We start from the raw sequence: 22,523 nt of genomic DNA on the forward strand, positions 1-22,523 counted from the left end.
AGCGGCGGCGAGCTAAAAAAATATTTCAAATATTGCTCAGAGTTATTTTACATACTTTAATTTTAACTCAAGTTAACTTAATACGGTTTGAAAGTTCAAATCCGCTAAAAACATAAAACCTCGTAGGTTTTTTGAACCTCCGAGGTTAGCATTAATCCTCCCTACTCCCATCATCAGCCATCCTCACCATTTTAGGTTCAAATTTAGCAACTACATCAACCAATTCAGTTTGTGCAGCCATCACTTGATGGATATCTTTATAAGCCATTGGCGCTTCATCTAAACCAGCACCAATTAAAGTTACACCGTGGTCTTTTAAAATCGCTTTCATCTCTGATTTAGTGATAGCTTGAATAGCTTTAGAACGGCTCATTAACCTTCCCGTACCGTGAGATGCAGAATTAATAGAACTATCTTCGCCTTTTCCTCTCACCAAGAAACCTGGTGCAGTCATACTTCCTGGGATAATTCCCATTACACCTTTAGCCGCTGGTGTTGCTCCTTTTCTGTGCACAATCACTTCTTCGCCGTTTAAAGTTTCCTTCCAAGCAAAATTGTGGTGGTTTTCTACTTTAGCTAAAACTTTTGCTCCAATCGCTCTGGTCAATCGTTTATGAATAACCTCGTGACAAGCAGAAGCATAATCTCCAGCTAAATTCATCGCAATCCAGTATTCTTGACCTTCGGCGGTGTTTAAATCTAAGTAAGCCAAGTTTGCTGCTTCTCTGGGTAGTTTACAAATCTCTTTCGCTAATTTGGTGTAGTGACCAGCAATGGTAGCGCCCAAACCTCTCGAACCAGAATGTGTCAACAAAGCCACATACCTACCTTTATCGATGTTTAAAGCTTCATCTCTTTCAGCAAACTCAATAATTCCAAACTCCACAAAGTGATTTCCACCACCCGAAGTACCTAATTGTGCCCAAGCCTTTCCATGTAAGTTTTTCAAAAATGGCGTCGCGTTGAAGGCTTCACTTTCCATCACGTCATGGTCTGCTCGTTCCAATCCTCTAAATTCTCTACCGGCTCCAAATCTTGTAAAAGCGAGCAACTCCCTTTTGTATTTATCATCTTTCCCGAAGTAATGTTTCTCTGGAATGTCAAAGATGCTCAAAGCCATTCTACAGCCAATATCAACCCCTACACCGTAAGGAATAATGGAGTTATTGGTAGCTAAAACACCACCAATCGGCAAACCATAACCTTGGTGCGCATCTGGCATTAAAGCCCCAGCTACGGTAACCGGCAACTTCATGGCAATATCCATTTGGTTTCTAGCACCTTCCTCGATATAGCTTTCACCGAAAATGCTGTAGTCTTTCGCATCAGCTTTTAATTCGATGGTATCGGTTGTTTTAGCTGTTGCTTCTTCTATAATCGCGGTAGCTAAATTGCTCAAAATTGGGTCATCCAAAAAGCTTTCTGGATAATCTTTCACTTTCTTCAACAAAGTCAAAAGCTCAGTTTCGTTTGTTGCTATAAAATGCTCAGCAATGATATTCAAAGTCAAGCCTAATATTTTTCCTTCGGAATAACCAATTGCTAAAAGGTTTGTTCCTGTTATATTTGTGTTCATTGTTTTAATTCTTGTAAAGTTCTTCCCTAATATCTATTAAGATATTTTCCATCTGTTTGTAATCTGGTTTATCAGGAAGCTTACTTTTAACCGTTTCTTCTTCTATTTGTTTCATGAGGTCTTCTGCTAATTCTAAAACACTTTCATATTTAAGTTCACCTCGCTTTATAGCTAATAGTTCCTCACGATTTGGACGTTTCACATTCAGTTTTCCATCTCTCACTATTTCCAATGCAACTTGCAACAACCTAATAGTGTGCATCATATTTTTCGCATCGTAATCTTGCCCATGACTTTTATTTAGACTATAACGCTCATCGTTTCTTTTCTCAACCCATTCCCAGTACTCGGCGTATTCTTTACAATACGAGGAATAACTATCCTTGTTAAAAAACAAATAACCCAGTTCTCTTTCGCCAGCAGGAATAGATGAAACCGATACATCATTAGCTAATTCTTTGTTCATTATTCCTTTGTAAAGAATACTTTCGCTATAAAAAAGGGCGTATAAATCTTTTGCATGTGAAACTTTTGACAATCCACAGTTTGTCTGAGATAATCCGTTTTTAGCTAGCCATTTCTTAGCTTTTAATGATGAATAATGTTCTGTGATATAGCAAAAATCTAAAATCGTCTTTCTAGTTTTCGGCATCGGATTTACAATCTTTTTCTTTAACCCTTTTGCCTTTTTAATCTGCGATAACGCGTACCCACCGAAAGTGTCCTTACATAATTTAGATAATATCAGCTCTAACCTAAGCTGGCTCATAACCGGATGTTTATACAAAATACAATCTTCAGGCGACGCTAAAATCTCAACAATGTTCGGATTATTCTTAATCAACAATTCTACGAAACGACCAATCTCATAATAAACCTCGTCGTTACTTTCATTACTAATTTGTGGGATGTACTGCAAACCGAAAAACATTTCTTTTGGCATATAATACACACCTTTTATATCTGTATCCGATTGTGGAGTATCTAAACCAAAAGCCTTACTACCACTTAGACATTCGAATAAGAGTAGGTTTTTATCTTTTATATCTTTAATTGTCATAACGATTAATTGTATTCCTGAAGAAAACATCTAAAGCTTCAGCATTAAAGCTTTCCTTAGGCAATTCCTTTGCACCATTACTACAAACTGCAAACTGCTCGGTAATGTAGTTTTTTAATGCCTCATCTATTTTTATAACATAACCTTCTGGTGATGTTGATTTTAAGTGTATAATCTTTCTAACATCGTCCTGCAGTTCCTCTGGCATAAGCGTCATTAATGGTCCAATAGTCATAGGTGCAATGATTTTTCTTTCTAAACACCATTTCGCAGAAAGCAGTGGGCGAAGGATATAGAACAGCTTTTTGATTTTGATTTCATCATCATTTATAATAGTATCTAATGCGCCTTTCGCAATACCCAAGTAATGATTGATATTTGTTTTACCATAAAAATATTGTTGGCACAACTCCCAAAGTTCATTTCTAAAACCTGGTTGCTCACCATATATTATTGGAGATTGTAACCATTCAAATGGTGTTGTATTAGATTTTCTAATCAACTTAAGTACTTTTCTTATATCCCACCCGTAAATATCTAACTCATCATTTATTGGGAAACCTAGCTGGTCTTCCTTATCTAGAACTGATAGATAGAAGTTAAGTGGTCTTACATAAATAAATCTAACATCAAAATCACTATCAGGCGATGGGAATTCCCATCCTCTACTTCCAGACTCGCAAGCAAACAATATTTTTATATCATTTTCACCTTCTATATTTTTAAGTTTTTCGATTATAGTGTTTTTCATTTTTTTCCAAGCTAAACCTCGGCAAGCATCGTTCACTTACCGAGGGCGTCTAAATTTAATTTATTTTACGTTTATTTCCTCCCCCTTGCCCCCTCAATGAGGGGGATAAGCATATCGCTTAGGCGTAAAGTATCTCCCTTTGGAGGGAGAATTAAAGAGGGAGGATTTACAATACTACTTCACAAAAATCTGTTTCAATTGGTCAACAATTTGTCCACTACCAGATAAACTAATGGTATTGATTTTCTCTGCAATTTTCTCCACATATTCCATCTCTTTCAATTTGTACAACATAGCGTTGTCTTCCATCAACTTGGCGGTGTTTAACAAACTTCTCGTTGATGCAGTTTCCTCTCTCCTTGTAATCATGTTGGCTTGTGCTCTTTTTTCGGCAACCAAAACTTGGTTCATGATGTCTTTAATTTCGCCCGATAAAATGATGTCTTTCACACCAGCATCGGCTAATTTTACACCTAACTCTTCGGCTTTGCTTACGGTAGCCTCCAAAACTGATACTCCAATTTTTTCTTTGCTTTCCATTAACTCGTCGAAAGTCATTAAACCTACAGTTGCCCTTAAAGCCAATTGCATGATAACGTACAATTGTTTTTCGAAATCTTTGTTCATCAACAAGGCTTTCATAACATCCGCCACTTTGTATTGGATGGTAAAATTCATCCTCAATTGCGCTTTGTCTTTCGTTAAAATCTCCTGACCCACAATCTCCATGTTCAATTGCCTCAAATCGGCTTTTAAAACGTCAATTGTAGTATTGTTTTTCCAATACAAGTAAGTACCAGCTTCCAAAATCCTATCGAATTTGCCATCAATTAACATGACGCCTTTTTCGTAAGCTTCAATTTTATACATTCTCACAAAGTTGAACAAAGCCCCCTTTTCGAATAAATATTTGTCTATGGTGTCTTCAATTTCAATCTTGCTGATGTCAACCGTTACAAACTCGTAAGTCGATAAACCTTTCCAGATTACATATCTACCCGCTTTTAAAACGTTTTTAAAGTTTTTGTTTTGATAGACTAAGGTCAATTCGTTATCAGCTACGCTTACTAAGTAAATTAAGTTTGCAAAGTCTGCGTTCAACAATAATACATCCAACTCAGCAGTCGAGAAATCGTAATCTTTGCTCTTATCGTACAAAGTCACATTTTCGCCGAAACCTAACCAGTAAGTACCTGTTGTTAATACTCTTTTAAATTCTCCGTTTTTAAACACCAATCCAACATAATTGGTGTTAATTGTAATTCTTTTCATGTTTTTTGATGTTTAAAATTTGTTTTACTTATTATATTCCAACCCGTTTAACTGACCCTGAAATAAATTTGCTTCGCAGCTACTGCGTGGTCAGGGTGACGAGATATTTACGGTTCGTCTCCCGAAATTAATTCGGGACTAGTTTTACAAGCTATTTTTACATTTTAAAAAGCGTTGCCAAAACATTCATTTGTTTTCTGCGGAAGTAAATTGCGTCTGGTTGTTTTTAAGAATGAAATCAGCTTTTAGCTTTGGCAATATTCTTGCGAATTTTGCTTTAGCAGCTAGATGATTTGATTATTAAATCAGCACCTTTTTCGTTTTACTTACAAAGCAAAAGGCAAATTTGCTCTTCAAGATTTTGCAACCTCTACGAGCCGAATGCTTTTGCAACGCTTTCGTTTGAGAAATTTGAAGTATCTCTTCTTTCTAGATGGAACCCTAATCCATTGCATTACCAATTTTGCTATTCCAATTTGTGGTTGGAAGCAGGATTCGAACCTGCATATTTGGTTGTTACTCTACCCCTGAGTTATTTCCGCTTAACGGAAGTGGGATTCGAACCCACGCACACAACGTGTTAGACAAATTATCATTCTCCTACCAGTATATGATGATGCAGCGCACTCACACTTTGGGGCCTTTTGAAACCCTCAACTAAGAATAGGTTTAAACTTTAATTTGCCATCCCAATTTTCATCGGAATATCTTTATATCTATTTTATATTTAATCAAAGAACTGTTATCGACTAGCGACATTACAAAGATGCCGGCAGTACTACGCAGCTTATTTACGCAACAAAAAATACTCCGCAAAAAATTATTAATTTACTGTAAATGAGAAAAATAAAATTAGCAAGACTTAATCACCTCACTTAATTACGCGTCTATATTGCGTAGTAAAATTTAACTTACTACTTTTAAAGACCTTAAATTTTTATCACAAGTAGAAATATGGGTTAAGATTTTATTTTTTTTGGAAAAGATTGCTCCGGAGATTTTGGCAAATGTTGTCCTGCTGTACATTATAAGCCGATAAAGCCTGTAGAATACAAAAGCAATACGTAAATACGAAGTAACAGATGCTAAAATCGGCTTTCCATTGCCATCAGGTTTATTTTACAAAGGTTGTGCTATTTACCCGACCCGAGTTTACTAAACCCGATATAAGCGAGCATCCCGTTTTTCATCGGGATAAAGCGTTTAGCGGGACTGCTCTAACCGATGATGTAGATAATTGCTTTTCAAATAAACAATCGAATAAGATTAAATAAAGAACAAAAATGGCTGTAAACAAACTCGCATTAATTAGATACAAAACCATTGACGATTGCTTGAGAAATCGCTACAAGAAATGGACTTTAGAAGATTTGATTGAAAAGGTTGCGGAAACGCTTTATGAGTTGGAGGGCATTACTTCAGGCATCAGTAAACGTACTATACAGGCAGATATTCAGTTTATGCGCAGCGACAAATTGGGTTATAACGCTCCCATTGTAGTGAAAGACAAACGGTTTTATGTTTATGAAGATGCGAATTTCAGCATTACTAAAGCGCCAATTAACAATACCGACGTTGATAAAATGAAGGAAATTGTTGGCGTTTTGAAGCAGTTTAACGCCTTTAATTACTTCGACGAGATGAGCGACATGATTACTCGCTTGGAAAACAATATTCATAAATCTACACATGAAGGTGGTAGCTATATACAGCTAGAAAGCAACAATCAGCTGAAAGGAATGGATAATATTCCTAGTTTGTATCAAGCAATCTTAAAGAAATCGGCTTTGCTGATAGAGTATAAATCTTTTAAGGCGCAGCAATCGCAAAACATGATTTATTACCCTTATTTATTAAAAGAATATAGAAATAGGTGGTTTTTGATTGTGAAAGCCAAAAAAGGCGGTATGTTATTAAACTTGGCTTTAGACAGAATTATTGAATTTCAAGAGTTGCCTAACGAACCATTTATTGCGCATGAGGGTATTGATTTTGAACGTTACTACAGCGATTTAATCGGCGTAACTAAAAGTGGCAATGATAGACCACACAAAGTACTGCTAGAATTTGACGCAGGAAACGTACCTTATGTAATCACGAAACCACTACATCATACACAGCAGCTTGTTGCAGAGAAGGAAAAAACATCCATCTTTAGAATTGATGTGATTTTAAACTACGAGTTGGAACGGGAAATTTTAGGTTTTGGGGAATGCGTGAAAGTTTTAGGGCCGAAAATATTGGCACAACGTATAAAAAGAAGATTGAAAGGTGCGCATGGTTTGTACGCTAGTGAAGAAAAGGAAAAAGAAGTGGCGAAACAACAGTGGAAGTTGGAGTTATAGGTATCTAGTACCATACCATCTTGCAGATGCAGCGTCTATTTATTCTTCGTAATTCTTTTCCTTGATGAAAAGAAACAAAAATCAAGGCTGTATCGCCTTCCTTGCACTACGCTAGCGAAACTTCAATGGCGAAATTGAGATGTCCTCCGTACGCACCGTCCTTCACTCGACTGCCCAATTTCTTGTTTCTGCAAATTTTTAATTTCTGCAAAAGTTTCACTGCATATTGCTGTGGAATCCGATAAGGCCAATCCACATGGCGCAGACCTAGGCGAGGCAATATTTCTGTCCAACCTTGGCAATCTTTAAATCAAACTTAACAAATCTTTCCTTGAAAGTGACTTGAAAATTGAATTGTCTGTTTTGATTAAATCGGCAGCTAAATCCCTTTTTTTGTCCTGCATTAGCATTATTTTTTCTTCAATGGTGTCTGGGCAGATTAGGCGCACCGCCATCACATTTTTATGCTGACCAATGCGATAAGTTCTGTCGATGGCTTGGTTTTCTACTGCTGGGTTCCACCAAGGATCAATTAAATAAACATACTCGGCTTGGGTAAGGTTAAGCCCAACGCCACCTACTTTTAAGCTCACCAAAAACACCCTTACTTCGTCGTCTTGTTGAAAGGAATTAACTACCGCTTCTCTGTTTTTGGTTTGTCCGGTGAGGTAAGCGAATTTGATCTCTTTTTCTTCTAATGCAGCCTTCACCAAATCTAACATGCCTACAAACTGCGAAAAAACTAAGATTTTATGATACGGCGATTTGCTTTCGATTTGCTCTAACAATGCATCCATTTTAGAAGAAGCATTACCATAAAACTCTTCTTTACTAATGAGCGATGGAGAATTACAAATTTGCCTCAATTTGGTGATACCTTGCAGTACGAACATACTGGTTTTCGTCAGTTCATCTTCCGAACGGCCCATCAGGTAATCTCTAATTTCGTTTCTGCTACTTTCATAAATTTCACGCTGCTTCGCTCCCATTTCGCAATAAATCACCATTTCGGTTTTATCTGGCAGTTCTGTAGCTACCTGCGATTTTGTTCTACGTAAAATAAAAGGCTTGATGCGTTGTTGTAGCTCTTCTGCTTTTCGGCTGTCGTTAAATTGATCTATAGGAACCGAATACTGCTGCCTGAAATACTCCCTATTGCCCAACAAACCCGGACATGCGAAAGACAATTGTCCATACAGATCGAAGGTGTTGTTTTCTACTGGCGTACCCGTAAGCACGAGCCTGTTTCTCGATTGTAGCAACCGTACAGCTTTGTAACGTTGCGCATCTGGATTTTTGATTAGCTGAGATTCGTCTAAGATGATGTAGTTGAAACGATAAGATTTTAACCAAACAACATCTGCCAACAAAGTACCGTAAGAAGTAAGTACAACATGATATTTATCAAAATCTTTGATTTGCTTGTCTCTGTTTGCGCCGTAAATGGTTGTTACCTTTAAGCTTGGTGCAAACTTTTTGATTTCTTGCTGCCAATTAAAAACTAAGGATGCGGGAACTACAATTAGATTGGTGTTCTGCCCATTTTTTTCAATTTGACTAAGTAGAAAGGCAATAATTTGAATGGTTTTTCCTAAACCCATGTCATCTGCCAAACAGCCGCCGAAGTTAAATTCGTCGAGGAAGTTTAGCCAGTTCAGCCCTTCTTTTTGGTAAGGTCGCAAGGTGGCGTTTAAAGCTGCTGGCACTTTGGTTTCGTTGATCTGATCGAATGTTGCCAATTTAGATCGATACAATTGCAAGCGCTCTTTTGCATCAATACTCAGCAAAGCCTCTTCGTACAATTCTTCTACTGCAGAATAATTGATGTTCGGCGTACGTAATGTTTCTTCCACAATTTCTCCCGCAGCAAAATACTTTTCAAACTTTTGTAGCCACTCATCAGGCAAAATACCTTGCGTACCATCATCTAACTGAACAAACTTACTTTTATTTCTGATGGATTTATGAAGATGTTTAAGCGAAACCGTTTGTTTATTGAACTGCACCTTCACTGCGGTTTCGAACCAATCTATTCCACTAATTACCTGTATGGAGATGCTTGCTTTGAATGGATTGAGTTTATTATCTTTTAAATTATTGAAACCTAAAATGGCAATTCCTTTATTACGCCAGGTTTCAAAAGCTGCTAAAAACCATTCTGGCGCAAGAAAATGCTTGCGGTGGATGTAAAAACAATCAGCATGACGTTGCTCCCAAAACTCTGCTGCTTGTTCTTCAAAATATGGGTGCATTTTAGCAATATCAGTGATAAATTGTAATTCACGCTGCTCGTCACGGTGTACAGTAAAAAGCTGCCCCCGTTTATCTTTTGTCTTTATCTGCTTTTGCGAGATTACTGGGATTTCTAATGCACCGTAGCGCATTACGGGCGTAAGCAGCACGTAATCTTCCGATTCGGTTAGGTAAATCAATTTTTCATTGTCTAAATCAAAGCCTTGCTCGGCAATTTGTTTTTGCGTAGCGGGTTTGAGATAGGCATAATTGATTTTTATTTTTTCCTCTAGGTAATTGAGGATATTTTCTTGGAAATCTTCGTATGCAGAACGTTCAAATACTAATTCGTTTCGGTTTTGCTTAAAAAAATCGATTAGTGATAAAAAATAAGGATCCTTTACAAGGAACAACTGCTGCTTTTTCTGCAGAAAATATTGGAACTTTAGGTCAACAGTTTCTAACGGGAGAGATTTGTTATCGATGTGGATGATACCATTTAATGCGAAGTGTCCAGCTCGTTGATCAACGTTAAGTTCGAAATCTGGTTGCAAGTTGGTTAACACTACCTTTTCTAGCGAATTGGCATTAATGGTTGAGGAAGCCTTTTCATCATGTAAATAAACCGATAAGGCCATTGGATTTTTCACGATGGCTTTCAACGCTTCTAAATCTGAATTTGCTTGACTTTCTTGATAATGGTTTTTGAATTTACTTACCGCAGCAAAGAACTTTAGCTCATCTTTGTTTTCGGTTTTCCAAACTAAATCTAATGGATCTACAACTTGCAGAGGATTTTTGAGCTTGCCCTGCTTAGTTTGCTCGGCACTCATCAATTCAACAACCAAATGTCGGTAATGACGATGGCGACTAAATACCAATACGAGATTTACGGTTTTTTGAGACGAAGCAGCTAAGTTGATTTTACTTTTTTTAATGATAGGCAGGAGCTTATCATAGTTTAAATTAGCTTTTTGTTCTGTCTCTTTTTCCTGCATTGTTGTTAATGGAGGGATAAAGATAGGGATTTTGGATCTTTAATTGTTCATTGGTTCACTGGTTCATTAGCTTATTTACTAGCTTGGTGCATCGTAACTGTTATGGCTTATAGAAACAAAAAATCCCTAGTACAATTTACTAGGGATTTAGCTTTTACCTCAATTCAAAAGAGGATTTAAGTTTGATATCGTTAGAAGCTGTACCTACCATTACTTTGAATTCTCCTGGCTCAATGATCCAACCTTTTTCTTCATGATAAAAAGACAACTTTTCTGGGTTAAGTTCGAAAGTAATTTGCTTACTTTCTCCAGCTTTTAACTTTACTTTCACGAAGTCCTTCAATTCTTTTACCGGTCTAACTACCGATGCAAAAGTATCTTGAGTGTAGAGTTGAGCAACCTCCTCTCCTGCTACCTTACCTGTATTTGTTAACGTAAAGCTTACTTTAACGGCTTCGTTTTTTTGAGGATTTGAATTCGATAATTTCAGATCGCTATAGGCAAAAGTGGTGTAGCTTAAACCGTATCCAAATGCATATTGCGGATCGTTAGGCGCATCGATATAAGCAGATTTGTAACGAATATCAGTTGGTTTGGCAACTGGTCTTCCCGTATTGTAAAAATTATAAAAAATCGGAATTTGACCGACATTTCTCGGAAAGCTGATCGGCAGTTTCCCTGATGGATTGTAGTCGCCAAACAGCACATCTGCAATAGCATTCCCACCTTGATCGCCCAAAAACCAAGCATAAACAATCGCATCAGCTTGTGCTGCAATGCTGTTAAACATTAAAGGTCTTCCAGCCATGAGCACTACGATCACAGGTTTGCCGGTTGCTTTTACAGCTTTGAAAAGCTCTTCTTGTTTGCCAGGTAATGAAATATCTGTACGAGATTTTGCTTCGCCGCTCATATCCCAGTTTTCTCCTAAAACCATCACTACAGCATCTGCATTTTTTGCAGCCGTTACGGCATTTGCAAAGCCGCTGGTTAAACTGTCGGTAATAGAAGTTCCTTCAGCAAAATTAAGTTTAGCATTCTTCACCTTTTGTTTTACGCCTTCGTAAACACTTATAATGTTGGCGGTATCGGCATAAACTACCCAACTACCTGCCTGATCTCTTTTTGCATTTACCAATGGACCAATGAGTGCGATGTTTTTTAATGATTTATTTAAAGGTAGGATAGCATTGTTATTTTTCAATAATACGATAGAACCCTGCGCTGCTGCTCTGGCAACATCTTTATACTTTGGATCGTTCATCACTTTCTTCTCGCGTTTTTCATCAGAGAATTTGTAGGGATTATCGAACAACCCAAGCTCAAATTTCTTGTACAATATCCTTTTCACAGCTTCATCAATGTGTTTTACATCTACTTTTCCGGCATTCACTAATTTCTCAAGCTCCTTTTTGTAGGCTTCGCTTTCCATATCCATATCGCTACCAGCGATAATCGCTTTTTCGGCTGCTTCATTTAAATTCTTTGCAAATCCCCACGGTGTCATTTCTTTGATAGAAGCCCAATCGCTCACCACAAAACCTTGATAGTTCCATTGTTTTTTAAGGATATCACGTTGTAGATAAGCATTTCCAGTTGCGGGAATACCGTTTAATGTATTGAAGGAGTTCATAAACGTTGCCACGCCTGCATCGGCGGCAGCTTTAAAAGGCGGCAGGTAAATTTCGTGTAATTGTTGTTTACTTAGATCAACCGGATTATAATCTCTACCAGCCATTGATGCACCGTAAGCGGCAAAATGCTTGGCACAGGCCATGATCCGATCTACCCCTCCCAATTGATCACCCTGAAAACCTAAAACTCTTGCTTTGGCAATCTGCGAACCAAGGTAAGTATCCTCACCAGCACCCTCCATTACACGTCCCCAACGCGGATCACGGGCAATATCCACCATTGGTGCAAAAGTCCAATGAATACCAGAAGCCGCAGATTCTTCTGCTGCTACTTCCGCTGTGCGTCTAATAATACTTAAATCCCATGAAGCTGATTCTGCCAATGGAATTGGAAAAACGGTTTTGTAGCCATGTATCACATCCAAACTAAATAACAAAGGTATTTTTAAACGAGATTGTAAAGCTATAGCTTGAATTTCGCGGGTATCTTTTACGCCTTTTACATTGAGCATAGAACCTACCATCCCACTTTTAATGTCATTCAACAGGTAGTTTTTTCTATCGCTTGCTGGCCCCGTAACTTCTCTGCCAGAGTACTGGTTCAATTGACCTATCTTTTCATTAAGTGTCATCAATCTCATTACAGAGTCTACTCGCTGCTCTATAGTTTTACGTTGTGCATGTACAATAAGGCCAGAACTTAGTAAAAGGGTAAGTGTGATGCCTGCAAATTTGTTCATCTAATATGTGTTTAAATTCTAAGTATCAAAAAGAAAGGAATTTGACGATTAACTTCAAACTCCTTCTTTGAATTAAATCAATAAGTGTTGAGCGAAATCTAGTCTATTTCTTATAAAATCGTCTTTTTAGCTAGTCTGCCATCAGCGGTGTTTAGCACCACTACGTTTAAACCCATTGGCAATTTTGCAGCAGGAATGCTAACTTTATTATATCCTTTTTCTAGGCTTACAGATTGCGTGTGGTTAATCTTTCCGTTTACATCTGCAATTTCGATTTTTCCTTTGGTTGCTTTGGCTGCATAAATATTTACACTTAGGTTAGCGCCATCTTTAGCAATGCTGAAATCTGTTTTTTGTACTGGAATAGTTGCGCTTACAGGGCCGAAAGTTTCACTATCGCCATTAAAATCTACTTGTTGTAATTTGTAATAATTAGTTCCTGGCAAAGGAGTTTCGTCAACAAAACTGTAGTTCGAAACATTATTGGTTGTACCATTTGCAGTAACAGCGTTGATTTTTACGAAATCGTTAGCGGTTGATGAACGTAAGATATCAAAATGCGAACTGCTAGTTTCACTAGCTGTAGACCAATTTAAACGGATTGATCCATTTTTTTCGTTAGCGTTAAAAGCGGTAAGTTTTACAGGCAAAACACTTGTACCTGGCGCCATGGTTACTCCACGAAAAGTGGTATTTGCAGGTGCGGTTGCCAATTCGGTTGCAGTTGCTACTAAATCAAGTTGTTCGTTTCCGCTAGTAAACGGATCAAATAGCTTGAATAGCTTAGAATTGTTACCGCCAACGGTACCGTAAGTTGTGTAGTACAAATTAACGCCAGCAGTGCTAATCGTACCCGACAAACTCTTCGTATTTACGGGAACGTTAACCGCTCCGTAAGCTATCCAAGTATTTCCAGCTGCATTAGAACGATATTTTCTTACTCTTGGCGCACCTCCATTATCTTCCAAGGCGTAAAGCATGGTGCGGCCACCGGGGCTTTTTAAAACAATTACCTGATGTGCATTTGCAGGATTGCCGCCACTAAAAATCAAAGAATTAAAAGAGGTTGAAGTGGTTACTAATGTACTAGCTGGGAAGTTGTTATTATTATCTGGCGCATAGATATTTACTACACTTGGATTAGTGCCCAACAAAGTTTCAGCAATGGTTAAAACTCTAGGCGCTGGCTGGTTCGCAGAAACTCTTTCAGAAACAGTGTTTGTGCCCAATGTTTTATATCTCACTCCAATGGTATTGCCATGAAAATATACTGCACTTCCTTCTACCACCGCAGAACGTGGCGCCCCGATTGCATCAATTGCTAGAGTATTCGCAGTCCATGCTCCGGCAGCATTTAATGTACCTATTACAAATTGTCCCGATTGCCCAGGATTATAGCCGAAGATTGACATCACCGATCCGTCTCTGGAAAGCACGGGAAAACCTTCTGCCTCGAAGCCTCCAGTACCAGTTAAGCCTAATCCTTCGAAACCATAGTTAGCTCCAGCTGCTGTGCGTGGGATAGCGATTGTTTTTACGAAAGCTCCAGTCGGAGTGTATTCGTCAACAAATACTGGTACGCGAGTACCGTTAGACATCGCAGTACCGTCTCCGTAACGATAAACCGCTAAATTACCTGCTGTAAATTGTGCAAATGCACCAAATGCACTTGCGGCAGTTAATAAAATTGTGAGTAGTCTTTTTTTCATATGCTGTTTATTTTTGGTTAATAAAATTGATTACTTGATATTTAAATAGAACTGACGACTTGGCCGATTTTGATCGTTGGAATTTGATTATTCACAAGTTCTACTTCTTTCCACTCAAAGCCCATCCTAAACCTATTTCGAAATCACCTCCGGTAAATGATCTGATGGCAGATGGACCAATGCTGTAAATGCCAGAAATTTTAAATTGCTGGTATTTAAAACCTAAGCCCAAGGTTGCGTTTTTAGTGCTATGGTATAAACCGAACAAATTAAAATCCTGATAAGAAAGTCCCAAACCGCCTTCTACAATATTGTCCATTCCTTTAATACCGCGATAAACCAATTTTGGCTCAACTGACAAATCTTTAGCCGCACTGATTTTGTAAGATGCCGAAGTAAAAAATGTGGCATAATTGACACCAGTTACAAAGTTTGGATCTGTCTTTAGTAGATTGTTAAGGTTGAGTAGCGTTGCTTGTAGGTTGAACTTGTTGTCGGTAAAAGCTACACCTAAGTCGCCATCTAAGCGGTATCCCATCTCATTAAAGCGATTGACAACTGGATCATAGCTTTCTGCTGTGATATCTTCACGATTGACAAAATCTTTGGCTACACCAGCAGAAAGACCAAAATGCAATTTGCCTGCTGCTGATACTGGCAAATGATAGGCGTAGCTTGCCATGATGCGATTGTGATTAATCAGCCCACTTTTCGACAAATCTACATTTAAGCCAACGGCCGCTCTATCAGAAAAAGCATATTCTCCGGTAACTACCTGATAAGTTGGTGCGTTCGGAATTTCATTAAACTGCTTACGATACAATAGGTTAACATTAACCTGATCTTTTGCGCCTGCCATTGCTGGATTACTCAAATACTGGTTAAAGAAGTACATGTTTCCCATTGGACTAAGCTGCGCCTTAAGCGTTGTGCTGAGCACGGTAAGCAAGCCAATTGCAAGTAAATATTTTTGATATATCTTCATTTTATACACGCTAATTAGTTATTCATTATGGTTAATGAACCTTTCTTTTTAGGCAAACCTGATCCAAAATCAATGATGTAATAGTAGGTGTCTGCTTTTAACGAAGCACCTCCAACTCGAGCATCCCAATCGTTTTGGTAACCTTTTTTATCGAAAATTACACGGCCCGCCCTATCGAAAACCCTAACCGAGCTTTGCGGATACATATCTATGTTTTTGATGATCCAGAAATCGTTTACACCATCGCCATTTGGCGAAACTAAATTTGCAGCGGTTACTATATTGTAATTATCATTAACATCGATAGTAAATTCGGCAGTAGATGTACAACCTCCAGCATTGGAAACCGTTACTTTATATGTAGTTTTAACTGAAGGTCTCACGGTAATTTCAGCGGTGTTGGTGTTCCCCACAATGCTTTGGTTGCTTTCCCATTGGTAAGAAGTTCCGCCAGATGCGGTTAACCTAACTGCTAAACCTTTATCAACAATGTTGCCTCTATCTGAGTTAATGGCAACTGTGGGATACGCAAATACTTTCAAAATAAATTTAGTTGTGTGTGTATCAACACCTCCGTTGGCTGTACCGCCATTGTCTTTAAGCGTAATCGATATTTCAGGCTCTCCAGTTGCATTTGCATTTAAACGGTAACGGATTTCGCCATTACCACCACCTAACAAATTAATTTGAAGGCTTTGAAAAAGTGCTGGCTGACTTGCGCTTACTGTAGCAGTTAAGGTTTGTCCAACTTCAGGACCAGCAGTAATGCCAGTTAATACAATGATATGTTCTTCCGTTCCTTCACAGACTACCTTCTCGGTTACCAAATCTATAGTCGGTGCTTCGTTTACATCATTAACGGTAACTGTAAAGCTTTTTTCAAAAATGAAGTTAGATGAAGATGTTGCCCTAACCCTTACCTGATAGCTCGCCTGTGCTTCGAAATCTAGCAACACGTTATTTTGCAGCTTGTCGCCTACAATTCTAAACTTGGCATTGTCTGCACTACCGTTTCCTGCTACCAAAGTGTAGGTAGCAACTGTAGTATTTGCAGGAGTTACCGTAAATGTACCAACTTCTGTTCCTACTGGTCTGCCCTCGTACACTGTTAATGCTGCAAAATTCAAATCAGTAACCATGCCTGCACCAAGTTCGGCTTTAGCAGGATTGGTATAAATGGTACGAGCAGTGCCCTCAATTCCTCTTACTCTGTAGTAATAAGTGGTTCCAGCTGTAATAGTATTATCTATGTACTGAACAGCATTTTGAGTGGTGGTCGTCAACAAATTATAATTCACGCCATCGGTAGAACGTTCTACTTCGTATCCACTTTCTGTGCTAGAATTGTCAAGCCAATTCAACCTAACTTCCGTTAAGGAAATTACGTTAGCTTGTAGTGTAGAAGGAGCTTTTAGATATCCTGGGGCAAGTGTTACGCCCCTAAATGAAGTGTTAGCCGGTGCAGTAGCAATTAATACAGGTGTGCCGCTCAATTGCTTGCTTTCGCTAGCTAAAGCTGTAGCAAAATCATCATTTAACCTATAAATGCTAGAATTTTGCGTGCCTGGCGTACCCAAGGTAGTAAAGTAAAGTTTTGCACCTGCGGCATCAAACTTTACAGCTAGGTTTTTAGTAGTTGCTGGCACACTTACACTTCCTAGTGGTAACCAATCGCTACCGCCCGAATTACTTCTGTACTTTCTAATTACCGGTGCAGAACCCGAAGTGTTTCCGTCATCTAAAACATAAACAATTGTTCTACCATAAGCTTTGATGGCAATTGCATGGTGAACGTTAAATGGCATTGCAGCTCCAGGAAAGTTTGGAGCCGTTGAAAAGTTTACCGATGAAGTTGGCAACGGAGAAGCATTTGCCAATTGCGTGATAGTACCTCCAATAGGCGCAAATATTCTTAATCCTTCGTTGTTGCCTAAGATAGTTTCGGCAATAGACAACACACGTGGCGCCGCTTGCCCCGAAGAAACTCTTGTCCCGGCAGTTGCAGTGCCTAAGGTTTTGTACATCACTCCGTTTTGGTATCCGTTGTAATAAACTGCATTTCCTTCTATTACGGCAGAACGGGGTGCTCCAATACCATCTATTACTAAAGTATTTGAACTAAATACACCTGCAGCATTAATAGTACCGATAACAAATTGAGCCGAGTTTGTAGGATGGCGACCAATGATCGAGAAAATCTCCCCATCTCTTGACAGTGCTGGAAAACCTTCAGTTTCGTAGCCTCCTCCGCCAGTTAAACCTAAGCCTTCGATACCGTAATTGCTACCAGCATTAGCCCTAGAAACGGCAATTGTACGTACCTTTTCGCCTGTTAGCGGATTATACTCGTCTATAAAAACTGGAACCCTGCCCCCGTTTACTAAGGTGTTTCCATCTCCAAAACGGTAAACCGCAATATTATCGGAAGCAAATTGTGCAAATGAGGTACTTATGGTTGCCAAAGCACCTATGATTAAGCATATTGTTTTCTTCATCTGGTTTGTTTTTTAGTAAGGATGTTATTTCACACCGTCTAAAATGCCTTGATAAGCAGCTTTTCTGTTGTAATTATCATCGAAAGGAAGTGGCCAGTCTGGACGTTTATATTCTCCTCTAATCCAACTATCCGAATCGCCAACGTTCCAAGTAGTAATGCCAAATTGCTGATGTTTTGGAATTGCATTGAAAGTGCGTACAATAAATTCGTATTTGGCTTTTTGCTGTTCTGCCAAACCTGCACTGTAGACCAAATCTTGAATGTTATCTGGGTTCATTGCAATATCTAACTCTGCAATATGTACTCTTAAACCTGTCGCAGCAGCAGTAGTAATTGCAGCCGAAAGGTTTGCATTAGATTGCGTATAGCGAGTGTGCATTTGCATTCCGACGCCATGGATTGGCACACCTTTTTGCAAAAGACCATTCACTAGATTGATGATTGCTGTTCTTTTGGTAGGGCCAAATTCATGACCATAATCGTTATAAAACAATAGTGCATCTGGATCTGCCTGATGTGCGTAGCGAAAAGCTTTTTCTATAAAATCTGGCCCTAACTTCTGCAACCAGATGCTCTCTGTTCTCAATGATCCATTTTCAGCTACAGCCTCGTTTACTACATCCCAAGACACAACTTTACCTTTATATCTAGAAACAACGGCTGTAATGTGGTCTTTCAGTAATTTATCCCAAGCTGCTGCATCACCTTGGAAGTTTAACACCCAGTTTGGCGGATTTTTATGCCAGATTAAGGTATGTCCGTGTACCCTCTTGCCATTTTGTTGCGCAAAATCAACTAAATAATCTGCTTCTGTCCAAGTGTAGGTATTTTCAGAAGGGTGCAATTGCGCAAACTTCATTGCATTTTCTGAAGTTACACTATTAAACTCCTTTACTACTACATCCCGATAGGCCTGTCTGGTTCTCAACAAACCGTTGTTTACCGCTGCACCAATTTTAAATGGTAAAGCTTTTTGCAAGCTAGTGCTTTCATCTATGGGAATGGTAAGTTCTGGCGAAGGAAAAACTGGGTCGTTCTGTCCTTTAAGACATCCTCCAAAAATTAATCCGAGCGCAACTATTAATATGCTATACTTTTTCATTTTTCAGTGTTTTAGAAATGAACTGCCTGAATACCTTATTTATATTTTACCTGAGTTTGATCGTAGAAATCTTTCAGCACATAAAATGCTTTCTTTTTCTTTCCAGTTTCTGATATCAAGCCTTTCCTGTTCCAGAAATCTTGGAAGAAAGGATGTTGACGGCGTGGAGAACGGAAATCTGTCAAAATCCAAGGTGTCATACCACGTAAACCGCTCATTGTATTCATAAAAGGGATCTGGTGCTTATAAAGCGATTCTTGAAATTCTTCAGACCAGCGAGTGTCTTCATCAGCATGGTAACCTGCTAATGCATCACCTCCTACCTCGGTAATTACCACAGGTTTATTGTACTTTATCTGAAATTTATATTTAGATAATTCCTTCGGCAGCTCCCAATACCAACCACCGTATTGATTAAAGCTTACCAAGTCTAATTTTTCTCCTAGCGGATCATCAACAATTACGTCAAATCCTTTACGATGAACCTCTAAAGCAGCACCAACCAAACGAGTTTGATCTAGTTCTCTCACTTTGTCTGCCAGCTTGCTCATAAACTTAAAGCGTGGCTCGCTTAAAGGTGTTTCGTTACCAATAGACCAAATAATTACTGCTGCTCTGTTTTTATCGCGTTCAATTAAATCTGTTAACTGTTGCTCTGCATTGTTGTAAGTATCTTGATTTTCCCAAGAAATGGTCCAGTAAACAGGAACTTCTGCCCAAACCAATAGGCCCATTTCATCTGCTAAACGGTTCATTTCTTCGTTATGCGGATAGTGAGCTAACCTCACATAGTTACAGTTCAATTCTTTGGCCCACTGCAACATCATACGCATATCACCCTGTCCGCGCAACCTGCCCGGAATAAGCGGGTTTTCATCGTGTAGCGAAATACCTCTCAAAAAGATCGATTTTCCATTCAATAAAATGTCTTGACCACGAGTTTCGATGGTTCTAAAACCGATTTTATCTTCCACTTTATCGCTGGCAGACGTAATTACTACTTGGTAAAGCTTCGGGTTTTCTGGGCTCCACAACGATAAATTCTTTACTGGAATGCTAATTTTAGCTAAGCCATTTGCATCTGTTGTAGCTGTTGTTTTTAAGCCAGCTTCTGGAACGCTCACTTCCACTTTTTGATTAGCCGATGCACTGCTCAATTTCACGTAACCTTCTATCTGCTTTGAGTTAGATTTAGCTAACTGAATTTTGTAATCGTTGATGTAGTTGTTTGGCAATTCAGCTAAAACTACATCGCGGGTAATACCACCATAATTCCACCAATCGGTATTAACCGTAGGAATTTCATCTTGTTTACGGGTATTATCGGCCTTCACTACTACAAAGTTTTGTCCGTTTTTTAACTTACCAGTTACATCAAACTGAAACGGTGTAAATCCACCTTTGTGTACACCTAATTTTTTCCCGTTTAGGTAAACATGTGCTTCGTAATTTACCGCACCGAAGTAAAGAATGTACTTTTTATCAGCTACTGGATTTGATACAAACTTTTGTCTGAACCAAACCGTACCCTCGTAAAACTCCAGTTTTTCTACCTGAGAATTCCAATCGCCAGGAATTTTTACGGTTGGCGATAAATCGAAGTTATACTCAATTAGCTCCGTTTTGTTTACTTGCGCTCTGTCGTCGTAAAAGCCTCCCTTACCAGATTTAGATTGGTCAAAGGGTTCATGGCGATAATCGTAGTAACCCATTTCGTAAGGATCGATGATGTAATTCCATCGGCCATTTAGACTTAAATGTTTACGGCCAAAGATGTTTTGCACCAATTGTGCATCTGCCGATAAGAAAGCAACGGAAAGTAATAATAATAGGAAGTATTTATTTAGCTTAATCATAATAAAGTTTTAATAACCTGTGTTTTGTACTAGCGCAGGCTGACGATTAATGGTGTTTTGTGAGAATGGATATAAGTAATTTTTTTCTTGGAAGTAACGTCTTTCTACTTCAAATCGGTTGTAGAGAATAGCGCCCGAACCATCTATGGTGATACGCATTCCGGTTACTGGTTTATTGAAATAAAGTTCGCCCTGTTTCCATCTTCTTACATCGAAAAAACGATGACCTTCGAAACAAAGCTCTACTCTTCTTTCGTTATGAATACGTGCTCTAATTGCGGTTTGTGTTAGTGCCACATAACCATTACCTGCAGGATTTGTAGTTTGCAAAGCAGGCATCGTAACTCCAGCACGTGCTCTAACCATGTTTACATGCCTTAGCACTTCAGTTACAGCGGCAATGCCTTGCGCTTCATTTAAAGCTTCTGCATAGTTCAACAATATTTCTGAATAACGTTGCACCACCCACGGACGGCGAGCCAACGTATTAGATTGCTGGTTCCAAGTAGCCGCTTCGCTTAAAAACTTGCGCATGTAATAGCCTGTTCTAGTAGCGTTAATGTTTCTATTTAAACCATCTAAACCGCCAACGTAGGTTTGCACTGCTCTTGTAGATTTAAACATCCTACCGTTGTAGTTAATCACCAATGCAAAACGAGGATCGCGACTTACATAAGGATTATTCTCATTGTAGGTAACGTTCGAAGGATCGGTAATCAGCTTTCCATCTGTAGTTTCAAAAGCATCTACCAGCTCCTGGGTTGGGTTTGTTCTGCCGCTGGCGCCATCATAGCCAATCGGTGCTTGCTGTTGCTCAATATCGTTTCTGTTTTGAGCTCTGGTAGCAAAAAGTACTTCCACATTGTATGGATCGGCACCGAAATTAAACACGTTGGTGTAGTTGGTGCGTAAACTATGTACATTTAAATCGATGATGGCTTTGGCTGCATCTGCCGCTTGCTGCCAAGTAACTCCGCTTTGCGCTGCAAACTGCGGACTAGCGGCATACAACAACATTCTAGATTTTAAACCCATTGCAGCAGTTTTGGTAGCTCTACCATAATCGCCAGTGCGCCAAGCAAACTTGTTGGCCGTTGTTTCTCTCGTAAACACAGGAATGTTTGATGCAATTGCCTTATCGCAATCTGCAATAATTTGATCTAAACATTCTTTGTAAGTGTTCTTTGGCAGATTTAGATTTTCATCCCTACTAAAAACACGTGTAGCTAAAGTAATGGCGCCGTAACGTTTTACCAACTCGAAATGTAACCAAGCCCTCAAACAGTAGGCTTGTCCCTCTAACCTGCTTTTGTCTTCTGCTACCGTTAAACCATCAGTAGGAATAATTTCTGCAATAGGAAGATTTTCCAAGAATAGGTTTACTTTCCTTAAACCTTCGTAAAGATTACTGTATTCATCATCTACAGTTCTTACTGGCCCCCAAGTGCCATTGTTAAAAATGCTGATGGTTGCGTTTGCCCCAGAATTTACTGCCTCGTCAGAGCCAGAAGCCAACATTCCACCGTTACCATCAATACTAAATCCTTCTGGGATAGCGAAATAAGCATTATTGAGCACACCTCTTGCGTATGCGTCATTTTTCCAAACTTCTTCTCCTTTAATAGCACCATCTGTGATGCTGCCATCTTGCAAAAAGTCTTTCTTACAAGAAGAAAACACAGGAGTTAAAGCGGTAAACATCAATATTTTGGAAGATAGGCTCATATATTTTTTCATGTTGATATGTCTGATTTTCATTGCCATCT

13 protein-coding genes and 1 tRNA gene are annotated in these 22,523 nt (G+C 38.9%); 1 reads left to right on the forward strand and 13 read right to left on the reverse strand.

Going from position 1 to position 22,523, the window contains the following annotated elements:
* Window positions 1-151 precede the first annotated feature (151 nt).
* From AC23ME_RS11845 to AC23ME_RS11865, 5 genes are all read right to left on the reverse strand, one after another.
* Window positions 152-1,576: an RtcB family protein gene (locus AC23ME_RS11845; protein WP_487727979.1), complete on the reverse strand. Its 1,425-nt coding sequence runs from the start codon at window positions 1,574-1,576 to the stop codon at window positions 152-154.
* 4 nt (window positions 1,577-1,580) lie between these two features.
* On the reverse strand, window positions 1,581-2,636 hold the full coding sequence (locus AC23ME_RS11850; protein WP_487727980.1) for a DNA polymerase beta superfamily protein: 1,056 nt from the start codon (window positions 2,634-2,636) through the stop codon (window positions 1,581-1,583).
* Entirely contained in the window at window positions 2,626-3,387 is a 762-nt protein-coding gene (locus tag AC23ME_RS11855; RefSeq protein ID WP_487727981.1) for a nucleotidyltransferase domain-containing protein, read from the reverse strand. The genes AC23ME_RS11850 and AC23ME_RS11855 overlap by 11 nt, the downstream gene beginning before the upstream one ends.
* A 174-nt stretch (window positions 3,388-3,561) precedes the next feature.
* Window positions 3,562-4,659 (reverse strand): slipin family protein, encoded by a 1,098-nt coding sequence (locus AC23ME_RS11860; protein WP_487727982.1) that lies wholly within the window; start codon window positions 4,657-4,659, stop codon window positions 3,562-3,564.
* A 479-nt stretch (window positions 4,660-5,138) separates the two neighbouring features.
* Window positions 5,139-5,200, reverse strand: a tRNA-OTHER gene (locus tag AC23ME_RS11865).
* 742 nt (window positions 5,201-5,942) lie between these two features.
* Between AC23ME_RS11865 and AC23ME_RS11870 the strand changes: the two genes are divergently transcribed.
* Window positions 5,943-7,004: a helix-turn-helix transcriptional regulator gene (locus AC23ME_RS11870; protein ID WP_487727983.1), complete on the forward strand. Its 1,062-nt coding sequence runs from the start codon at window positions 5,943-5,945 to the stop codon at window positions 7,002-7,004.
* A 305-nt stretch (window positions 7,005-7,309) separates the two neighbouring features.
* On the opposite strand, the gene AC23ME_RS11875 is transcribed toward AC23ME_RS11870, so the two are convergent.
* From AC23ME_RS11875 to AC23ME_RS11910, 8 genes are all read right to left on the reverse strand, one after another.
* The gene (locus tag AC23ME_RS11875; RefSeq protein WP_487727984.1) at window positions 7,310-10,234 is read right to left on the reverse strand and encodes a DEAD/DEAH box helicase; all 2,925 of its coding nucleotides are present in this window, start codon (window positions 10,232-10,234) and stop codon (window positions 7,310-7,312) included.
* A gap of 154 nt (window positions 10,235-10,388) precedes the next feature.
* Window positions 10,389-12,608 (reverse strand): glycoside hydrolase family 3 N-terminal domain-containing protein, encoded by a 2,220-nt coding sequence (locus AC23ME_RS11880; protein ID WP_487727985.1) that lies wholly within the window; start codon window positions 12,606-12,608, stop codon window positions 10,389-10,391.
* A gap of 110 nt (window positions 12,609-12,718) precedes the next feature.
* Entirely contained in the window at window positions 12,719-14,317 is a 1,599-nt protein-coding gene (locus AC23ME_RS11885) for a hypothetical protein (protein WP_487727986.1), read from the reverse strand.
* A gap of 100 nt (window positions 14,318-14,417) precedes the next feature.
* Window positions 14,418-15,302, reverse strand: coding sequence for a PorP/SprF family type IX secretion system membrane protein (locus AC23ME_RS11890; RefSeq protein WP_487727987.1), 885 nt, complete (start codon window positions 15,300-15,302; stop codon window positions 14,418-14,420).
* A 14-nt stretch (window positions 15,303-15,316) separates the two neighbouring features.
* Window positions 15,317-17,797, reverse strand: a complete 2,481-nt coding sequence (locus tag AC23ME_RS11895; RefSeq protein ID WP_487727988.1) for a T9SS type B sorting domain-containing protein — start codon at window positions 17,795-17,797, stop codon at window positions 15,317-15,319.
* Between the two features lie 24 nt (window positions 17,798-17,821).
* The gene (locus AC23ME_RS11900) at window positions 17,822-18,901 is read right to left on the reverse strand and encodes an endo-1,4-beta-xylanase (protein ID WP_487727989.1); all 1,080 of its coding nucleotides are present in this window, start codon (window positions 18,899-18,901) and stop codon (window positions 17,822-17,824) included.
* A gap of 35 nt (window positions 18,902-18,936) precedes the next feature.
* Window positions 18,937-20,757, reverse strand: coding sequence for a glycoside hydrolase family 2 protein (locus AC23ME_RS11905; protein WP_487727990.1), 1,821 nt, complete (start codon window positions 20,755-20,757; stop codon window positions 18,937-18,939).
* A 9-nt stretch (window positions 20,758-20,766) separates the two neighbouring features.
* Window positions 20,767-22,521: a RagB/SusD family nutrient uptake outer membrane protein gene (locus AC23ME_RS11910; RefSeq protein WP_487727991.1), complete on the reverse strand. Its 1,755-nt coding sequence runs from the start codon at window positions 22,519-22,521 to the stop codon at window positions 20,767-20,769.
* Window positions 22,522-22,523 lie beyond the last annotated feature (2 nt).

Source organism: Pedobacter sp. T50_32 (assembly GCF_057652195.1).

What these genes read in the sequence shown, in the direction of transcription:
- AC23ME_RS11885 (WP_487727986.1), bottom strand. Translation starts at nt 14,317, where the DNA reads ATGAAAAAAAGACTACTCACAATTTTATTAACTGCCGCAAGTGCATTT.
- AC23ME_RS11845 (WP_487727979.1), bottom strand. Translation starts at nt 1,576, where the DNA reads ATGAACACAAATATAACAGGAACAAACCTTTTAGCAATTGGTTATTCC.
- AC23ME_RS11870 (WP_487727983.1), top strand. Translation starts at nt 5,943, where the DNA reads ATGGCTGTAAACAAACTCGCATTAATTAGATACAAAACCATTGACGAT.
- AC23ME_RS11855 (WP_487727981.1), bottom strand. Translation starts at nt 3,387, where the DNA reads ATGAAAAACACTATAATCGAAAAACTTAAAAATATAGAAGGTGAAAAT.
- AC23ME_RS11905 (WP_487727990.1), bottom strand. Translation starts at nt 20,757, where the DNA reads ATGATTAAGCTAAATAAATACTTCCTATTATTATTACTTTCCGTTGCT.
- AC23ME_RS11850 (WP_487727980.1), bottom strand. Translation starts at nt 2,636, where the DNA reads ATGACAATTAAAGATATAAAAGATAAAAACCTACTCTTATTCGAATGT.
- AC23ME_RS11900 (WP_487727989.1), bottom strand. Translation starts at nt 18,901, where the DNA reads ATGAAAAAGTATAGCATATTAATAGTTGCGCTCGGATTAATTTTTGGA.
- AC23ME_RS11880 (WP_487727985.1), bottom strand. Translation starts at nt 12,608, where the DNA reads ATGAACAAATTTGCAGGCATCACACTTACCCTTTTACTAAGTTCTGGC.
- AC23ME_RS11895 (WP_487727988.1), bottom strand. Translation starts at nt 17,797, where the DNA reads ATGAAGAAAACAATATGCTTAATCATAGGTGCTTTGGCAACCATAAGT.
- AC23ME_RS11860 (WP_487727982.1), bottom strand. Translation starts at nt 4,659, where the DNA reads ATGAAAAGAATTACAATTAACACCAATTATGTTGGATTGGTGTTTAAA.
- AC23ME_RS11890 (WP_487727987.1), bottom strand. Translation starts at nt 15,302, where the DNA reads ATGAAGATATATCAAAAATATTTACTTGCAATTGGCTTGCTTACCGTG.
- AC23ME_RS11875 (WP_487727984.1), bottom strand. Translation starts at nt 10,234, where the DNA reads ATGCAGGAAAAAGAGACAGAACAAAAAGCTAATTTAAACTATGATAAG.
- AC23ME_RS11910 (WP_487727991.1), bottom strand. Translation starts at nt 22,521, where the DNA reads ATGGCAATGAAAATCAGACATATCAACATGAAAAAATATATGAGCCTA.